The sequence below is a fragment of the Stagnihabitans tardus genome, assembly GCF_009925085.1.
Taxonomy (GTDB): Bacteria; Pseudomonadota; Alphaproteobacteria; order Rhodobacterales; family Rhodobacteraceae; genus Stagnihabitans; species Stagnihabitans tardus.
The window spans coordinates 62,448-80,249 of record NZ_JAABNR010000015.1 but is presented as its reverse complement, the minus strand read 5'-3'; the positions used below and the strand labels follow the sequence as shown (position 1 = coordinate 80,249).

The following is a 17,802-nucleotide window of genomic DNA, read 5'->3' as shown; positions in this document are numbered from 1 at the left end:
GGGAAAGAAGGGCCGAAGCCGGTCCATCTGGGCTTCGGTCAGCCAGAACAAGTTGCTCATAAATCAGGTCTCCTGGCCGACCGTGAATCACGGTCTTAGAGCGTGATCAATGGGTCCTGACCCTAGGGCTTGCAGGAGGGATAGGGCATCTCCTCGCCCGCGACCTGGGGGCAGATGCGGCCCTGGGAAAGAAGGCCGAAGCGCGGCTCCCAGGTGGCCCAGTCCGGTTGTTGCGGCCCGGGCGTGGCTTGCCCATGCTCGGCCCATTGCAGCGTGAAGATCGTGTCGCCCGCCGCCAGGACGATCACCGCCGCCGTCTCGGACTGGCCCTCGTAGCTGCCGCAGGACAGGATCATCGCGGCCTGGGCGGAGGCGCCCTTGAAGGGCGGCAGCTCCACGGGGGCGGCGAAGAAGCTCTCGGGGCAGGCCTTGTGGAACCCGGCGGCGAACTGGTCGCGAAAGGCCTCGGGCGTGGCGCTGGTCGCAAGCCCGGCATTGGCGGTCAGGGTCATGAGCTGGCTCCAGGCTGCGACGCTCTCGCCCTCCGGTGCCAGTTCCAGGATGTGGAACCCGTCCCGCTCCTGCTGGTCGCCGATCCGGAAACGGGTGGGCGCCGGCATGAAGACCACCTGTCCGAAGGCCGGTTCGATCACATGGACCCAGGGCGTGGCGGTCTGGGCCATGGCGGGCAGGGGCGCCAGCAGGCAAAGGGCAATCCGTCGCAGCATGCGTCATCTCCGGTTTCCGTCAGTTTGGCAGAGCGACCACGGACCGGGAAGGGAATTTTCGCAGATCGGCCGGAAATAAAATTTCGTGAAGATTTTGTGGATTGACCGAATCTTGCGTCGGGAGCAGTCTGGCAAGGACAGGAAGGGAGGTCCCCATGCTTGTCAGTCACATCCTCAAATCGAAATCCGACGACGGAGTCGTCACCTTGCCGCCGGGCTCCACCGTGGCCCAGGTGGCCGAAACCCTGTCGGCGCGGCGGATCGGCGCCATCATCGTCTCGCGCGATGGGCGCAGCGTCTCGGGCATCGTCTCGGAACGCGACGTGGTGCGCGAGATCGGGCGGCGCGGTGCGGCCTGCCTGGCCGACCGGGTCGAAAGCCTGATGACGGCGCAGGTCACGACCTGTGCGCGCTCCGATACGGCCGACCGCGTGCTGGAGCTGATGACGGCGGGGCGGTTCCGGCATATTCCGGTGGTCGAGGCCGGGCAGATGGTGGGCCTCATCTCGATCGGTGACGTGGTCAAGGCGCGGCTCCAGGACCTTGAGGCGGAGAAGGACGCGCTGGAGGGGATGATTCGCGGCGTCTGACCTGGCGCGGCGCTTTGTCTCTTGCGCTTGCGCGCCGTTTCCGCTGCATTGGCGAAAACTGCTCGGAGCCCCCATGCGCATCGGCCTCTATCCCGGCACTTTCGATCCCGTAACCCTGGGCCATATCGACATCATCCAGCGCGCCATGGCGCTGGTTGACCGGCTGGTGATTGGCGTCGCCATCAACCGCGACAAGGCGCCGCTCTTTGGCCTGGAAGAGCGCGTCGCCATGGTCGAGGAAGAGTGTCGGGCGATCTCGGCCCGGGTGGGGGGCGAGATCATCGTCCATCCTTTCGAGAACCTCCTGATCGACTGCGCCCGCGATGTGGGCGCGGGGATCATCATTCGCGGCCTGCGGGCGGTGGCGGATTTCGAGTATGAATTCCAGATGGTTGGCATGAATCGCGCGATGGATTCCTCGGTCGAGACCGTCTTCCTGATGGCCGATGCGCGGCGCCAGGCCATCGCCTCGAAACTGGTCAAGGAAATCTGCCGCCTGAACGGGGATGTGTCGAAATTCGTCACCCCCGCCGTCGAGACCGCCCTCGTGCGCCGCCTGCGTCGGGCGAGATAGTTCGAATTTTAGCCGTTAGTCAGGCGTCAAGACCCTTGGGCTAATCCTCGGGGCATGAAACAGCATATCTCCCGGATAGTCCCGATCCTCGCGGTCTTCGTGGTCAGCCTCATGGCCTTGGGGGCGACGGTCGGCGTCGCAGTCCTCGCGCATGAGGGCACCCGGCGCGTGGCGGTCTTTGCCACCTCCGAGACCTGGCTGGCGGTCCGGGAGTCCGGCCTGCCGGTGGTCAAGCTGGCGCTGGGCGGGATGCTGATCGTCGTCGACGGCGTCGCCGCCCCCGAGGCGCTGGAGCGTCTGCGTGCCGGGACGCCCTTCTTGCTGGATGCAAGTCTCATTCCCGGCTGCGAATCCCCGGGCCAGGGGCCCGACATGAAAGTGCGCTCATGACCATCACCCTTGAACTTCTGCGCCAACACGTGTCCCGGGCCATTGGCCTGGTGCTTTGGCTTCATGTGCCGCTCGTCGCGGCGCTGGCCTGGGCCCTGGCGGTGCCCATGACGCTGCCGGTGGCCGCAACCCTGATCCTGACCGGCATGGCAGAGCTCTTTGCCGTCCGCAGGCCCCAGGCCGCGACCTCGCACCTGATCTTCGCGATCGTCTATGCGGCCCAGGTGGCCATCCTCGTCGGCCTGATGCGCGACCATCCCTGGCAGGCCGACATGCATATGTATTTCTTCGCAGCCCTGGCCATCATCGGTGCCCTGTGCAGCTGGCCCGCGATCCTGGCCTTCGTGGGCTTCGTCGCGGTCCATCACCTGGCGCTGAATTTCCTGATGTCCGAGCTGGTCTTCGTCGGCCCCTCGGACTTTGGCCGCGTCGTGATGCATGCCGTGATCCTGGTGGCAGAGGGCGTGGCGCTTGGCGCCCTGACCTATCTTCTCGAAACGATCTTCACCGCGCAGGCCCATGTGCTTCAGACGGCGGAAAAGGCCCGGGCCACGGCCGAGGGTCTCTTGTCGCACCGCGAGGAAGAGCAGGCGGCCCAATCCGGTGTCGTCGCGCGCCTGATCGAGCGGATCACCGACCTCGCGGGGGGCGACTACAGCCGGCAGCTTCAGGCCAGCGGCTTTCCCTCCGAATACGAATCGGTGGTCAATGCCCTGAACCTGCTTGGCCACCGTCTGAGCGCAGCTGTCACCACGGTGGCCACGGCCGCGCGCGGGGTGCAGGAGTCGGGGGACTCGCTGGTCTCCAGCGCCCGCGCCTTGGAGGGGTCTGCTGCGGATCAGGCCGCTCTTCTCGACCGGGCCCGTTCGGCCTTTTCCGGCCTGGGGCAGGGGATTGGCGCCACGGTCGTCCTGGCCTCGCAGGCCGATGAGGCCATGCAGGAGAACCGCGCCGAGGTTGCGCGCGGCACCAATCTCCTGGGCGAGGTTGTCGAGGCCATGGGGTTGATCGAACAATCGACCGGCCAAATCCGCCAGATCGTCGAGGTCATGGACAACATCGCCTTCCAGACCAACCTTCTGGCGCTGAACGCCGGGGTCGAGGCCGCAAGGGCCGGCGAGACGGGGCGCGGCTTCGCTGTCGTTGCCTCCGAAGTGCGGGCGCTGGCGCAAAGGGCCGCGGAATCGGCGCGGGAAATCCGGGGCTTGATCGACCAGGGCCAGGGCAATGTCGAGCTGGGCACGCGCAAGGTGGGCCAGACGACCCAGGCGCTGGAAAGCCTGATCGCCACCGCACAAAAGGCGGCGGGCTTCGTCTCCGAGATTGCCGGGCAGATCAACCAACAGGGCCAGGGCCTGCATGGGCTCCAGGACGAGGTCAATTCGCTGGAGGCTCAGGCGCGCCACAATGCGAACCTTGCGGGGCGGATCCTTTCTGCCGGCAACGAGTTGCAGCGTCATTCGGGCGAGCTTGGGCGCGGCATGGCCGAGCTTGAGGGCAATGGCGCGCGCATTGGACGTCGTGCGGCATGATGCCGGGAAAAGAATAGAAGTGGCGCGAAAGATGCGCCACTTCGCACAGGAATATCGGAAAATGTAAAGAGTGGGCGGCTTTGCGGGCTGTTGCTCGTCCATGATGCGGTCTCTCTGTGCCCGCGTCGGTCCAGCTTTCCTGCCAAGCCTGGTTGCAGAAACCCCGATCTTCATGCCATGCAAGGATATTCACCCCCGGGGACAGCCTCATGGTCACGCTCAAACAGATCGCCAATGCCGTAGGCGTCAGTCAGGCCACCGTGTCGCGTGTCCTGAACTTCGACATGACGCTGTCGGTCGCCCCGGCCACCCGTCAGGCGATCATCGAGACGGCGGAGGCGATGAACTACGCCACCCCTCGTGCGCGCCAGCGGGCCCGTGCCACCGAGGCCGCGCCCAAGATCGCGCTCATGCATTTCCTGCGTCCCGATCAAGAGTTGGCCGATCCCTATTACGTCGGCCTGCGCCTCGGGATCGAGACGAGGGCAGCGGCGCTCAAGCTCGAAACCGTCAAGATCTATCACGGCGACAGCCTTCCCGCGCCCGAGATCCTGGCCCAGACCTCCGGCCTGATCTGCATCGGTGTCCATGATGCGGCAGAGCTCGACTGGCTCAAGACCCATGCCCATCACGTCGTCTGCGCCGATTTCACCCCCGAGGATGACGAGCTTGACGCTGTGGAAAGCGACCTCGGCGGGGCGATGCGCAAGCTGTTGAAGGCGCTGGTCGGCATGGGGCATCGCCGAATCGGCTTCGTCGGTTGGTGGGACCATGACCGCGAGGGCGCGATCAAGAGCCGCGAAAAGCGCTGTGCCGCCTATATCGACTGGATGACCGAGGCCGGGCTTTACGATCCCGATATCGCGCTGGTCGACTGGAACACCGAAAGCGCGGGTTACCGCCTGACGCAATCGGTCCTTGCCCGGCCCGATCGCCCGGCGGCGCTGGTGTGCGGCAACGACAACATGGCCGTGGGCGCCTATCGCGCCATCCACGAGATGGGGCTGAAAATCCCTCAAGATATCGTCGTCGTCTCGTTCAACGACATCTCCGTGGCGCAGTTCATGAATCCGCCGCTCTCGACCATGCACCTGCCCTCGGAAGAGATCGGCGAGACCGCCGTCGACCTGCTGGTCGAGCGCATCCAGGGCCGGACCACGCCCAAGCGCACCATTCTTGCGCCGCGGATGATCTGGCGCGGTTCCGCCCCCAAGCCCTGAGCCCCCAAACGGTCATGTCGCTTTCGGCACATGCGATGCCGCAATGCAGCGGAAAATTTTTACTAAAAACTTGCCAGATGATTTTACCTGCGCTAGCCTTATCCTCATGGCGGGGGAGGAGCCCCGCGATTTGGGAGGAGCCAAAGATGAAAATGACCGCCTTCAAGGGTGTGATGGCCGTGGCCGGCATCCAGCTGATCACCGCCACCATGGCGCTGGCCACCGACATCACCGTCTGGTGCTGGGCGCCCGAATTCAACGGCGCCGCGATGAACGAGGCGATTGCCCGTTACACCGCCGCCAACCCGGACACCAAGATCACCGTGGTCGATTTCGCCAAGGGCGACCTTGAGCAGAAGCTGCAGACCCAGCTCGCTTCGGGCACCACCGAAGGCCTGCCGGACATCGTCCTGATCGAAGACTACGGCGCCCAGAAGTATCTTTTGTCCTTCCCCGGCGCCTTCGAGCCCCTGACCGACAAGATCGACTACAGCCAGTTCGCCAAATACAAGGTCGACCTCGCCACCGTCGACGGCCAGACCTATTCGCTGCCCTTCGATTCGGGCGTGACCGGGCTCTTCTACCGTTCGGACCTCTTGGAGCAGGCGGGCTACAAGGCGGATGACCTGAAGGACATCACCTGGGAGCAGCTTTCGGCCATCGGCGACAAGGTCAAGGAAGCGACGGGCAAGCCGCTCTTGTCGATCGACATCAACGACGCGGGTGCGATGCGCATCATGCTGCAATCGGCCGGCTCCTGGTATTTCAACGCCGACGGCACGCCCAACATCAAGGACAACCCGGTCTTCAAGGCGGCCCTGACCACCTGGGTCGGCATGCTGAAGAACCAGAACCTCTACAAGTCGGTCTCGGGCTGGGGCGAATACACCGGCGCCTTCAACAACGGCGATGTGGCGGGCGTCTTCACCGGCGTGTGGATGACCGGCGGCATCAAGGGCAACAACATGGCCGGCAAATGGGCCGTGGCGCCCATTCCGAAGCTGGACGGCGTCGAGGGCGCGGGCCATGCCTCGAACCTGGGCGGCTCGTCCTGGTATGTGCTCTCCTCCGCCCCGTCCAAGGATGCGGCCATCGACTTCCTGCAAAAGGTCTGGGCTTCGGACGTGGACTTCTACCAGAAGATCCTGGTCGGCCAGGGCGCCTTCGGTGCCTATCTCCCGGCGCGTGAGGGCGAGGCCTATTCGGCCAGCGACGACTACTTCGGTGGCCAGTCGGTCTGGAAGGACTTCTCGGATTGGCAAGCGGCCATCCCGGGCGTGAACTACGGCATCTTCACCAACGAGGCTGACGCCGCCGTGGCTGCGCAGCTTCCGGGCCTGGTGGCTGGCGGCGACATCGACGCCGCGATCGAGGCGATCGACGCGCAAATCGCGCAGCAGATCCAGTAATCCTCCCGAGAAGGGCCCTTCCGACCACAAGGTCGGTGGGGCCCGATCCTTTGGAGCCCGACCCCGCGCCAAGACGGGGCTTTCTCACATTCCATGCCAATGGGGGGACGAATGCACACCGGCTTGACCCGGCGCGAGAACCTTACCGGCTGGGCCTTTACCGCCCCTGCGCTGGTGCTTCTCGGGCTTTTCATGATCTATCCGATCCTCTGGTCGCTCTACATGAGCTTCATGACCGGCAAGGGGATGAATTTCAAATTCGGCGGCTTTGCCAATATCTATCGCCTGACGCAGGACCCGATCTTCCTGCATGCGCTTGGCAATACGCTGACCTTCCTGGCCATCCAGGTTCCGATCATGATCATCCTGGCGCTGGTCTTTGCCGTCGCCCTGAACAACCCCCGCCTGCGTGGCCGCGCCGTGTTGCGGACCGCGATCTTCCTGCCCTGCGTCACCTCGCTGGTCGTCTATTCGGTGCTTTTCAAGTCGATGTTCGCCGATGACGGCGTGGTCAATGACGCGCTGCTCTTCCTGCACATCATCTCGGAGCCCATTCCGTGGATGAACGACCCTTTCTGGGCCAAGGTCCTGATCATCCTGGCCATCACCTGGCGCTGGACCGGCTACAACATGGTCTTCTACCTCGCGGCGCTGCAGAACATCGACCCTTCGATCTATGAGCAGGCCCGCATCGACGGCGTCCCCGCCCGTGCGCGGTTCTTCAAGATCACCATTCCGATGCTGCGCCATGTCATCCTGTTTACCACGGTCCTGTCGACCATCGGCACGCTGCAGCTCTTCGACGAGGTCAACACGATCACCGCGAGCCAGGGCCAGGGCGGCCGTCCGGCCGATGCGACGCTGACGCTTTCGCTTTACATCTACAACCTGACGTTCCGTTTCATGCCCTCCTTCGGCTATGCGGCCACGATCTCCTGGGTCATCGTGATCCTGGTGGGCCTCCTGTCCTGGGCGCAGTTCCGGCTGGCGAGGGAAAAATGAACCGTCTCATCTCACTCCTGGCCCAGGCGGGCCTCTGGCTCGCGGCTTTCATCTCGGTCTTTCCGTTTCTTTGGATGATCACCGGGGCCACCAATACGGCCAATGACATCACGGGCGGGCGCTTCTTGCCCGGCACGAATCTCTTGCCCAATATCGCCAAGTTCTTCGAGCTGGTGGATGCGGGGCAGGTCTTCTTCAACTCCTTCTTCGTGGCGATCACGGGGACGGCGCTGACCCTCATCGTCTCGTCCCTGGCGGGCTATGGCTTTGAAATCTTTGCCTCCAAGACCCGCGACCGGGTCTTTGCGGGACTTCTGCTGCTTCTGTCGGTGCCTTTTGCGGCCATGATGATCCCGCTGTTCGTCATGTTCTCCTCGGCGGGCCTGATCAACAGCTATATCGCCATGATCGCCCCGGGGATCGCCTCGATCTTCATGATCTTCTACTTCCGGCAGAACACGAAAAGCTTCCCGCATGAGCTGCGCGATGCGGCCAAGCTGGACGGGCTGAAAGAGTGGCAGATCTTCTGGTTCATCTATATCCCCGTCATGCGCTCGACCTATGCGGCGGCGATGATCATCCTCTTCATGACGAACTGGAACGCCTATCTTTGGCCGCTGATCGTCTTGCAAACCAATGACATGAAGACGATCACCCTGACCGTCGCCTCGCTCGCCACCGCCTATACCCCGGATTACGGGCTGATCATGATCGCCAATGTGCTGGCGACGCTGCCCACGATCCTCGTCTTCTTCCTGCTCCAGCGCCGCTTCGTCGAAGGCATGCTGGGCGGCGTCAAATAAGGCCCAAAATGCGCATCCTGACCGACTTCAACGACGACTGGCTGTTCGAGGGCCGCGACCGCGTCCGGCTGCCGCACAATGCCGTGGAGCTGCCGTTTTCCTATTTCGACGAAAAGGCTTACTGGCGGCCCTTCACCTATTCCAAAAGCTTCCAGTCCGATCCCGCCTGGGAGGGCCGCGAGGTCACCCTGCGTTTCGACGGCGCCATGGCCAATACGGTCGTGCGGCTGAATGGCGAGATCATCGCCACCCATGCCGACGGCTACACGCCCTTCACCGCGCGGCTGACCGGGCGGCTGGTGCCCGGGACCAATCATCTGTCGGTCATGGTGGATGGCACGGAAAATCCCGCCATCCCGCCTTTCGGCAATGTCATCGACTACCTGACCTATGCGGGCATCTACCGCGAGGTCTGGCTTCAGGTGACGACCCCGGTCTTCATCAAGAACGTCAAGATCGAGACGCCCGACATCGCCTCGCCCCGCGCCGAGATCACCGCCCATCTCTCCGCGCCCGAGGGCGAGGTCCTGGCCGTCCTCCGCGATGCCCAAGGCAACGAGGTCGCCCGCACCAGTGCCCAAGCCGCGCTTGAGACCCGCCTGACGCTGGATGCCCCCGGCGCCGCCCTCTGGTCGGTCGAGACGCCCGCGCTTTACACGCTCGACCTGACCCTGACGACCGGGGCAGGGCAGGACACGCTTTCCACCCGTTTCGGCTTCCGCAAGGTGGAGTTCACGGCGGAAGGCTTCCGCCTGAACGGCAAGCCGATCAAGCTGCGGGGCCTGAACCGCCACCAGAGCTTCCCCTATATCGGCTATGCGCTTGGGAAATCCGCCCAGGTGAAAGACGCCGAGATCATCAAGCATGAGCTCCGCTGCAACATCGTGCGGACCTCGCATTACCCGCAGTCGAAGTATTTCCTTGATGCCTGCGACGAGCTTGGCCTGATGGTCTTCGAGGAAATCCCCGGCTGGCAGCATATCGGTGACCGCGCCTGGCAAAAGGCCAGCGTCGAGAACGTGCGGGCGATGATCACCCGCGACTGGAACCACCCTTCCATCGTGATCTGGGGCGTCAGGATCAACGAGAGCCAGGACAATCACGATTTCTACCGCGAAACCAATGCGGTCGCCCATGCGCTCGACCGCACCCGCCCCACCGGCGGCGTGCGCTACATCACGGACTCCGAGCTCCTGGAAGACGTCTACACGATGAACGACTTCATCCTCGGCAACGAGGAGCAGGGCGGCAACCGTCCCCGCACCCCCCTCCGGCCGCAGCAAGAGGTCACCGGCCTCGACCACCCGGTCCCCTATATGATCACCGAATACGGCGGTCACATGTATCCGACCAAGTCCAATGACCAGGAACAGCGCCAGGCCGAACATGTGATCCGCCACCTGGAGGTCCTGAACGCCATGTATGGCGACCCCCAGATCGCCGGCGCCATCGGCTGGTGCGCCTTCGACTACAACACGCATAAAGACTTCGGCTCGGGCGACCGGATCTGCCACCACGGCGTCATGGACATGTTCCGCGAGCCCAAATTCGCGGCCTATGCCTATGCCAGCCAGTCCGAGCCCGAAGAAGGCGCCGTGCTGCAACCCGTGACCTTCTGGGCACGCGGAGAGCGCAACATCGGCGGCGTCCTGCCCCTTCTGATCCTGACCAACTGCGACGAGGTCGAACTGCGCTACGGCGCCCATCCGCCCAAGCGCGTCAAGCCCGACCGCGAGCGCTTCCCCCATCTGCCCCATCCCCCGGTGATCGTGGACAACCGCATTTTCACCAAGGACGAGCTGGGCCTTTGGGGCATGAAATGGGAGGCGGGCACCGTCACGGGCTTCGTGAACGGCAAACAGGTGGCCCAGACCCATTTCGCCTCGGACCCCGTGGCCACCAAGCTGGACGTCGCCCCCGATGCCACCCGCATCGGCCCGCATGACAGCTTGCGCGTCATGGTCCGCGCGCTGGATCAGACCGGCCACAAGCTGCCCTTCTTCCCCGAGCCCGTGTCCATCACCGTCACCGGCCCCGCGCGGCGCATCGGCCCCGGCTTCGTGCCCCTGCGTGCCGGGTCCACCGGCTTCTGGCTCCAGGCCCATGGGGCAGGGGAAATCACCGTGACGGTCTCCAACGACCGCCTCGGCACCGTCGTCACCCAGATCATCTCGGAGTAAGTCATGAGCGTCACTCTCAAATCCCTCCGCAAGGCTTACGGCGCGGCCGAGGTCATCAAGGGCGTCGACCTGGAGATCACCCCCGGCGAGTTCTGCGTCTTCGTCGGCCCCTCGGGCTGCGGCAAGTCCACGCTTCTGCGGATGATCGCGGGCCTGGAAGAGATCACCGGCGGCGACCTGGTGATCGGGGGCAAGCGGATGAACGAGGTGGACGCCGCCCATCGCGGCATCGCCATGGTTTTCCAGAGCTATGCGCTTTACCCCCATATGACCGTCCGCGAAAACATGGGCTTCGCGCTGAAATTCGCGGGCGACAATCCAGGCACGATCGCGAAAAAGGTCGATGCGGCGGCCGCGACCCTGGGCCTGACCAAGCTGATGGACCGCAAGCCCAAGGACCTTTCCGGCGGCCAGCGCCAGCGCGTCGCCATCGGCCGCGCCATCGTGCGCAACCCTAAGGTCTTCCTCTTCGACGAACCCCTGTCCAACCTCGATGCCGAATTGCGCGTCCATATGCGCATCGAGATCGCAAGGCTCCACCAGGAGCTGAAGACCACGATCATCTATGTCACCCATGACCAGGTCGAGGCCATGACCTTGGCCGACAAGATCGTCGTCCTGCGCGATGGCCGCGTCGAGCAGGTGGGCGCGCCCCTGACGCTTTACGATGACCCCGACAATATCTTCGTCGCGGGCTTCATCGGCAGCCCGAAGATGAACTTCCTTAAAGCGCGCGTCCAAAACGGCCAGCTCGCCCTGGTGGACCTGCCCGGCCAGACCCTGCCCCTGACCCAGAGCCTGCCCGAGGGCAGCGAGGTCACCGTGGGCCTGCGCCCCGACATCTTCAAGCGCGGCGGCACAGCCCATCTCGACCTGACCATCGAGATCGTCGAACAACTCGGCGCCGAGACCTATGCCTATGCCCGCGCGGGCGCCGATATCGACGGCCAGCCGCTCACCATCGCCGTGACCGAGGGCCGCGACCTGCGCCCCGGACAGGCGCTTAAGGTCACCTTCGACCCGGCCCGCGCCCTCCTCTTCGGCAAGGACGGCCAGCGTCTGCGCTGATTTCATCTTTTCCCAAATATCCCGGGGGGAGCGTCAGCTGGGGGGCAGCGCCCCCCTCAGGCCCTGATCGGCGCGAAGGCGCAGATCAGGGCTTATCTCTTGCGGGCTTGCCCGCTCCGCTTTCCATTTCCGCAATCCCCCCCTATACGGAAAAAGCGGGATACCCCCGCGGCCCCTATCGAAAGCCGCCCCATGCGCACCATCACCACGACCGAAGACCTCGCCGAGTTCTGTGCCCGCGCCAAGCTTGAGCCCTATGTCACCATCGACACCGAATTCCTGCGCGAGCGGACCTATTGGTCGAAACTCTGCCTGATCCAGATGGCGCTGCCGGGGAAAGAGGGCGAAGCCGTTCTCGTCGATCCGATCGAGGGCCATGCCATGTCGCTGGAACCGATCTACGACCTCTTCCGCCACCGGGGCACGGTCAAGGTCTTCCACGCCGCGCGCCAGGACCTCGAGATCTTCTTCACCGAGGGCAATGTCTTCCCCGATCCGCTCTTCGACAGCCAGATCGCCGCCATGGTCTGCGGTTTCGGCGAGCAGGTGGGCTATGAGACGCTCGTCAAGAAGATCGCCAAGGCCGATCTCGACAAGACCTCGCGCTTCACGGATTGGAGCCGCCGCCCGCTGACCAAGGCCCAGGCCGAATATGCCTTGGCCGATGTCACCCATCTGCGGGTGATCTACGAATTCCTCTCGGCGCAGCTGGTCAAGACGAAGCGAGAGCCCTGGGTGGTCGAGGAGTTGGCCGTCCTCACCGATCCCGAGACCTATATCACCCGGCCGGAAGAGGCCTGGGAGAAGATCAAGACCCGCACCACCTCGGGCCGTTTCCTGGCCGTGGTGCGCGAATTGGCGCGGTTCCGCGAGACCTATTGCCAGGCCAACAACGTCCCCCGCGCCCGGGTGATGAAGGATGACGCGCTCCTGGAACTGGCCTCCACCCGGCCCACCAATTCCGAAGAGCTTGGCCGCTCTCGCCTTCTGCTCCGCGAAGGCCGCAAGCCCGAGATCGCCGAGGGCATCCTGAATGCGATCAAGATCGCGATGGAGATGAAACAGGACGACTTGCCGCGCGCCCCCGACCAGGGCGCCCAGCTGCAGGTCAACCCGGCCCTGGCCGACCTCTTGCGGGTTCTCCTGAAGGCCAAGTCTGAATCGCTGGGCGTGGCCCCGCGCCTGATCGCCTCTTCTTCCGAGCTGGACCAGATCGCCGCAGGTCAGCGCGATGTGCCCGCCCTGAACGGCTGGCGCGCCGAGGCCTTTGGCGACGACGCGCTTCGCCTCTGCAAGGGCGAGATCGCCCTTTCGGCCAAGGGCAACGAGGTGCGCGTGGTCCGGCTGTAAGCTGGACCTATCGCCCAAAGCCCTCTGGTCCTAACCCTGCGCTGCTTGCAGGCGCAGAATATCGCCAGATTGTCACGCACGGAGACCGCCCATGAACACGATGACCAATGACCTCTCTGGCGTGATCGCCGCTGACAAGGCCCATGTCTGGCACCACCTGAGCCAGCACAAGCAATATGAAAGCGAGACCGTCGATCCCCGCGTCATCGTCGAGGGCAAGGGCCTGCGGGTCTGGGATGCCAAGGGCAAGGAATATATCGACGCGGTCTCGGGCGCGGTCTGGACGGTCAACGTGGGCTATGGTCGCGAGTCGATTGCCAAGGTCGTGGCCGATCAGCTGATCAAGATGAACTATTTCGCGGGCGCGGCTGGCACGGTGCCGGGTGCGCTCTTCGCCGAAAAGCTGATCACCAAGATGCCGGGGATGAGCCGGGTCTATTATTCGAACTCGGGCTCCGAGGCGAATGAGAAAGTCTACAAGATGGTGCGCCAGATCTCGCATCGTCACCATGGCGGCAAGAAGAACAAGATCCTCTACCGCGAGCGCGACTATCACGGCACGACGATCGCGACCCTGGCCACCAGCGGCCAGAAGGAGCGCGCCATGCAATATGGCCCCTTCCCCGAGGGCTTCGTCATGGTTCCGCATTGCCTGGAATATCGCAAGCAGTGGGATGTCGAGAATTACGGCGAGCGCGCCGCCGATGCGATCGAGGAAGTGATCCTGCGCGAAGGCGCGGATACGATCGGCGCCATCGTGCTGGAGCCGGTGACGGCGGGCGGCGGCGTCATCGTCCCGCCGAAGGGCTACTGGGAGCGGGTCCAGGAGATCTGCAAGAAGTATGAGATCCTCCTGCATATCGACGAAGTGGTTTGCGGGTTGGGCCGCACGGGCGTCTGGTTCGGCTATCAGAACTACGGGATCAAGCCGGATTTCGTGACCATGGCCAAGGGCGTGGCCTCGGGCTATGCGGCGATTTCCTGCACGGTGACGACGGAAGCCGTCTTCAACATGTTCAAGGACGATGCCAGCGATCCGCTGTCCTATTTCCGCGACATCTCGACCTTTGGCGGCTGCGCCTCGGGTCCGGCGGCGGCCTTGGAGAATATGCGCATCATCGAGGACGAGGGTCTTCTGGACAACACGCTCAAGATGGGCGCGCGGACCATGGCGAACCTGCATGCGCTGATGGAGAAGCACAAGGTCATCGGCGATGTGCGCGGCGCGGGGCTGTTCTGCGGGGCGGAACTGGTGGCCGACCGGGCGACGAAGGAGCCGATGGATGAAAAGCGCGTGGCGGCCGTCGTGGCCGATTGCAACGCCAATGGCGTGATCATCGGCATGACCAACCGCTCGATCCCGGGGCTGAACAACACTTTGTGCCTGTCGCCCGCGCTGATCGCCACGGCGGATGACATCGACGCGATCACCGGGGCCATCGACAATGCCCTGACTCGCGTGTTCGGCTGACGCGGGTCTTCGGCTGAACCGCCGGGGGCGCTGCCCCCGGACCCCCGGAGATATTTGAACCAAATTGAAAGCAAGGGCGGGGGAGACCTCGCCCTTTGTCTTGACTTACCCCGGGCGCTTGGGGCCAATCGCCCCATGGTGCATGAAATCCCCTCCGAAGCCTTTGTCCTGCCGGGCGCCGACCGTGGGTCCTTGCAGCAGCGCATCCGCCAGATGGTGACCGAGGGGGTGCTTTCGGGGCGGTTCCGGCCGGGGGAGCGGATGCCCTCCTCGCGGGGCCTGGCGGAGCACCTGGGGATTTCGCGGCTGACGGTGACGCTGTCTTATGCGGAACTGGTGGCGCAGGATTACCTGGTGGCCAAGGGGCGGTCGGGCTATTTCGTCTCGGACAATGCGCCGCGCCCGCAAGAGATGCCGGTGCAGGGCGGGCGGGCCGAGGCTGCGGAGTTCGGCCGGATCAAGGGGCTCTTTTCGGGCCGCGAGGGCGTGGCGCGGCCTGCCGATTGGGAGGCCTATCCCTTTCCCTTCATCTATGGCCAGGCCGATGTGAGCCTGTTCGACCACCAGAACTGGCGGCAATGCGCGGTCCAGGCGCTCGGGCGGCGCGATTTCACAGCCATGACGGCGGATTACTACGAGGGCGAGGACCCCTTGCTGATCGAATACATCCTGCGCCACATCCTGCCTCGGCGCGGGATTGCTGCGCGTGAGGATGAGGTGCTTCTGACCATGGGCGCGCAGAACGGGCTCTGGCTGACTGCGGCTTGCCTGCTTGGCCCGGGGCGCGTGGCGGTGATGGAGAACCCGGGCTATCCGGGTCTGCGCAACATCCTGACGACCTCCGGGGCCGAGGTGCGCTGCATCGATGTGGATGCCGATGGGCTGGCTCCGGATGCGATCCCGCAGGGCGTCGACCTGGTGGTGACGACCGCCAGCCATCAATGCCCGACCAATGCCACCATGCCCATCGACCGACGCCGGGCTCTCTTGGAGGCGGCGGGGCGCGAGGGCTTCCTGATCCTCGAAGACGATTACGAGTTCGAGATGTCCTTCCTGAAGCCCGCCTCCCCGGCCCTGAAAAGCCTCGATGCGGAAGGCCGCGTGATCTATGCTGGCAGCTTTTCCAAGTCGGTCTTTCCGGGGATGCGGCTGGGCTATCTCGTTGGCCCGCCGAGCTTTATCCGCGAGGCGCGGGCGCTGCGGCTCATGTCCTTGCGCCATCCGCCCGGCCATATCCAGCGCACCATGGCCTATTTCCTGTCGCTTGGTCACTACGACACGCTGATCCACCGCATGAAGGCCGCCTTCAAGCGCAGGCGGCAGGTGATGGAGGAGGCGATCTCGGCCCATGGGTTGACCGTGGCGGGGCAGGGCGGCTTTGGCGGCAGCTCCTTCTGGATGCGGGCGGGGCAGGACACGGAAACGCTGGCCACGCGGCTCCGCGCCGAGGGCGTGCTGATCGAACCGGGGCGGACGTTTTTCGACCCCTCCAGGCCGGACCGGCAGCACTACCGATTGGGCTATGGCTCCATTCCCGCCGCCAAGATCCCCGAGGGCATTGCGCGGATCGCCAAGGCGCTGGCGTAGGGTGGGTGAAACCCACCGGCGCGGAGCGGTGGGTTTCACCCACCCTACTGGCGCTATCCCCGGCCCGTTTCTGGCCCTAACCCCCTTGGCCATGCCCCCTTAGAAGGAGAACATCAGAGGAGTGACCCCCATGAAGATGACCACCGAAGAAGCCTTCGTCAAAGTCCTGCAGATGCATGGCATCGAACATGCCTTCGGCATCATCGGCTCGGCCTTCATGCCGATCTCGGACATCTTCCCCGAGGCCGGGATCACCTTCTGGGACTGCGCGCATGAGGGCTCGGGCGGGATGATGGCCGATGGCTTCACCCGGGCGTCGGGCAAGGTCTGCATGATGATCGCGCAGAACGGCCCCGGCATCACCAACTTCGTCACCGCCGTCAAGACCGCCTATTGGAACCACACGCCGCTCTTGCTGGTGACGCCCCAGGCCGCCAACAAGACCATCGGCCAGGGCGGCTTCCAGGAAGTCGAGCAGATGAAGCTGTTTGAAGACATGGTCTGCTACCAGGAAGAGGTCCGCGATGCCTCGCGCATGGCCGAGGTCCTCAACCGCGTCATCCTGAACGCCAAGCGCATGTCTGCGCCCGCCCAGATCAACGTCCCCCGCGATTTCTTCACGCAAGTCATCGACATCGACCTGCCCCGCATCGTCGAGTTCGAGCGCCCCTCGGGCGGCGCCGCCGCCCTGCAAGAGGCCGCCGACCTCCTGTCGAAAGCCAAGTTCCCCGTGATCCTGAACGGCGCGGGCGTGGTTCTGGCGGGCGCCATCCCGGCCTCGATGGCGCTGGCCGAAAGGCTCGATGCCCCGGTCTGCGTCGGCTACCAGCACAACGACGCCTTCCCCGGGTCCCATCCCCTCTTCGCGGGCCCCCTGGGCTATAACGGCAACAAGGCAGGGATGGAGCTGATCCAGAAGGCCGATGTGGTGCTGTGCCTCGGCACCCGGTTGAACCCGTTTTCCACCCTGCCGGGCTATGGGCTGGACTATTGGCCCAAGGACGCGGCCATCATCCAGGTCGATATCAACCCCTCCCGCATCGGCCTGACCAAGAAGGTCACCGTGGGCATCGTCGGCGATGCGAAACAGGTGGCGGAAGGGATCCTCGCACGTCTGGGCGACCAGGCGGGCGACCATGACCGTGCGGGACGCCGCGCCCTGATCGGCCAGACGAAATCCGCCTGGGCCCAGGCGCTGGCGAGCATGGATCACGAGCAGGACGATCCCGGCACGACCTGGAACCAGCGCGCCCGCGCCGCCAAGCCCGACTGGATGTCGCCCCGCATGGCCTGGCGCGCCATCACCAATGCCCTGCCGAAAGAGGCGATCATCTCCTCCGACATCGGCAACAACTGCGCCATCGGGAACGCCTATCCGACCTTCGAGGCGGGGCGGAAATACCTGGCGCCGGGGCTATTCGGGCCTTGCGGCTATGGCCTGCCCTCGGTGATCGGCGCCAAGATCGCCTGCCCGGATACGCCCGTCGTGGGCTTCTCCGGCGACGGCGCTTTCGGTATCGCGGTCACCGAACTGACGGCCTTGGGTCGCCCCGAATGGCCCGCCATCACGCAAGTCGTCTTCCGCAACTACCAATGGGGTGCCGAAAAGCGCAACTCCACCCTCTGGTTCGATGACAATTTCGTCGGCACGGAACTCTCCGAGCAGGTCTCTTACGCCGGCATCGCACGCGCCTGCGGGCTGCAAGGCGTCGTCGCCCGCACCATGGACGAGCTGGAACAGGCGCTGCGCCAGGCCATCATCGACCAAAAGGCCGGCAAGACGACCCTGATCGAGGCCCTGATCAACCAGGAGCTCGGCGAGCCCTTCCGCCGCGACGCGATGAAGAAGCCCGTCAAGGTCGCGGGCATCTCCAAGGCAGACATGCGGCCGCAGTAAG

Annotated in this window: 15 protein-coding genes; 14 read left to right on the top strand and 1 reads right to left on the bottom strand. The window is 64.5% G+C overall.

Annotation, left to right across the window (positions count from 1 at the left end; translation table 11 throughout):
* Positions 1 to 122: 122 nt before the first annotated feature.
* Positions 123 to 728, bottom strand: coding sequence for a hypothetical protein (locus tag GV832_RS15455; protein ID WP_168775795.1), 606 nt, complete (start codon positions 726 to 728; stop codon positions 123 to 125).
* A gap of 155 nt (positions 729 to 883) precedes the next feature.
* On the opposite strand from GV832_RS15455, the gene GV832_RS15450 reads away from it, so the two are divergent.
* The 14 genes from GV832_RS15450 (at position 884) to xsc (ending at position 17,801) form a co-directional block, all read left to right on the top strand.
* Positions 884 to 1,318 (top strand): CBS domain-containing protein, encoded by a 435-nt coding sequence (locus GV832_RS15450; RefSeq protein WP_168775794.1) that lies wholly within the window; start codon positions 884 to 886, stop codon positions 1,316 to 1,318.
* A gap of 73 nt (positions 1,319 to 1,391) precedes the next feature.
* On the top strand, positions 1,392 to 1,892 hold the full coding sequence (gene coaD / locus GV832_RS15445; protein ID WP_168775793.1) for a pantetheine-phosphate adenylyltransferase: 501 nt from the start codon (positions 1,392 to 1,394) through the stop codon (positions 1,890 to 1,892).
* A gap of 54 nt (positions 1,893 to 1,946) precedes the next feature.
* The gene (locus tag GV832_RS15440) at positions 1,947 to 2,282 is read left to right on the top strand and encodes a hypothetical protein (protein ID WP_168775792.1); all 336 of its coding nucleotides are present in this window, start codon (positions 1,947 to 1,949) and stop codon (positions 2,280 to 2,282) included.
* On the top strand, positions 2,279 to 3,814 hold the full coding sequence (locus GV832_RS15435) for a methyl-accepting chemotaxis protein (protein WP_168775791.1): 1,536 nt from the start codon (positions 2,279 to 2,281) through the stop codon (positions 3,812 to 3,814). The genes GV832_RS15440 and GV832_RS15435 overlap by 4 nt, the downstream gene beginning before the upstream one ends.
* A 209-nt stretch (positions 3,815 to 4,023) precedes the next feature.
* Complete coding sequence (locus tag GV832_RS15430; RefSeq protein ID WP_168775790.1) at positions 4,024 to 5,034, top strand: LacI family DNA-binding transcriptional regulator; 1,011 nt, start codon at positions 4,024 to 4,026, stop codon at positions 5,032 to 5,034.
* A 146-nt stretch (positions 5,035 to 5,180) separates the two neighbouring features.
* The gene (locus tag GV832_RS15425) at positions 5,181 to 6,443 is read left to right on the top strand and encodes an ABC transporter substrate-binding protein (RefSeq protein ID WP_168775789.1); all 1,263 of its coding nucleotides are present in this window, start codon (positions 5,181 to 5,183) and stop codon (positions 6,441 to 6,443) included.
* A gap of 111 nt (positions 6,444 to 6,554) precedes the next feature.
* Entirely contained in the window at positions 6,555 to 7,445 is an 891-nt protein-coding gene (locus GV832_RS15420) for a carbohydrate ABC transporter permease (protein WP_168775788.1), read from the top strand.
* Positions 7,442 to 8,248, top strand: a complete 807-nt coding sequence (locus GV832_RS15415) for a carbohydrate ABC transporter permease (RefSeq protein ID WP_168775787.1) — start codon at positions 7,442 to 7,444, stop codon at positions 8,246 to 8,248. The genes GV832_RS15420 and GV832_RS15415 overlap by 4 nt, the downstream gene beginning before the upstream one ends.
* Positions 8,249 to 8,256: 8 nt before the next feature.
* Positions 8,257 to 10,428, top strand: a complete 2,172-nt coding sequence (locus GV832_RS15410; protein WP_168775786.1) for a glycoside hydrolase family 2 protein — start codon at positions 8,257 to 8,259, stop codon at positions 10,426 to 10,428.
* Between the two features lie 3 nt (positions 10,429 to 10,431).
* Positions 10,432 to 11,496 (top strand): ABC transporter ATP-binding protein, encoded by a 1,065-nt coding sequence (locus GV832_RS15405; protein WP_168775785.1) that lies wholly within the window; start codon positions 10,432 to 10,434, stop codon positions 11,494 to 11,496.
* 192 nt (positions 11,497 to 11,688) lie between these two features.
* Entirely contained in the window at positions 11,689 to 12,846 is a 1,158-nt protein-coding gene (gene rnd, locus GV832_RS15400) for a ribonuclease D (RefSeq protein ID WP_168775784.1), read from the top strand.
* A gap of 91 nt (positions 12,847 to 12,937) precedes the next feature.
* Entirely contained in the window at positions 12,938 to 14,317 is a 1,380-nt protein-coding gene (gene tpa / locus GV832_RS15395) for a hypotaurine--pyruvate aminotransferase Tpa (protein WP_168775783.1), read from the top strand.
* Between the two features lie 135 nt (positions 14,318 to 14,452).
* On the top strand, positions 14,453 to 15,904 hold the full coding sequence (gene pdxR / locus GV832_RS15390; protein WP_168775782.1) for a MocR-like pyridoxine biosynthesis transcription factor PdxR: 1,452 nt from the start codon (positions 14,453 to 14,455) through the stop codon (positions 15,902 to 15,904).
* Positions 15,905 to 16,034: 130 nt separating this feature from the next.
* Complete coding sequence (xsc, locus tag GV832_RS15385; RefSeq protein WP_168775781.1) at positions 16,035 to 17,801, top strand: sulfoacetaldehyde acetyltransferase; 1,767 nt, start codon at positions 16,035 to 16,037, stop codon at positions 17,799 to 17,801.
* Position 17,802 lies beyond the last annotated feature (1 nt).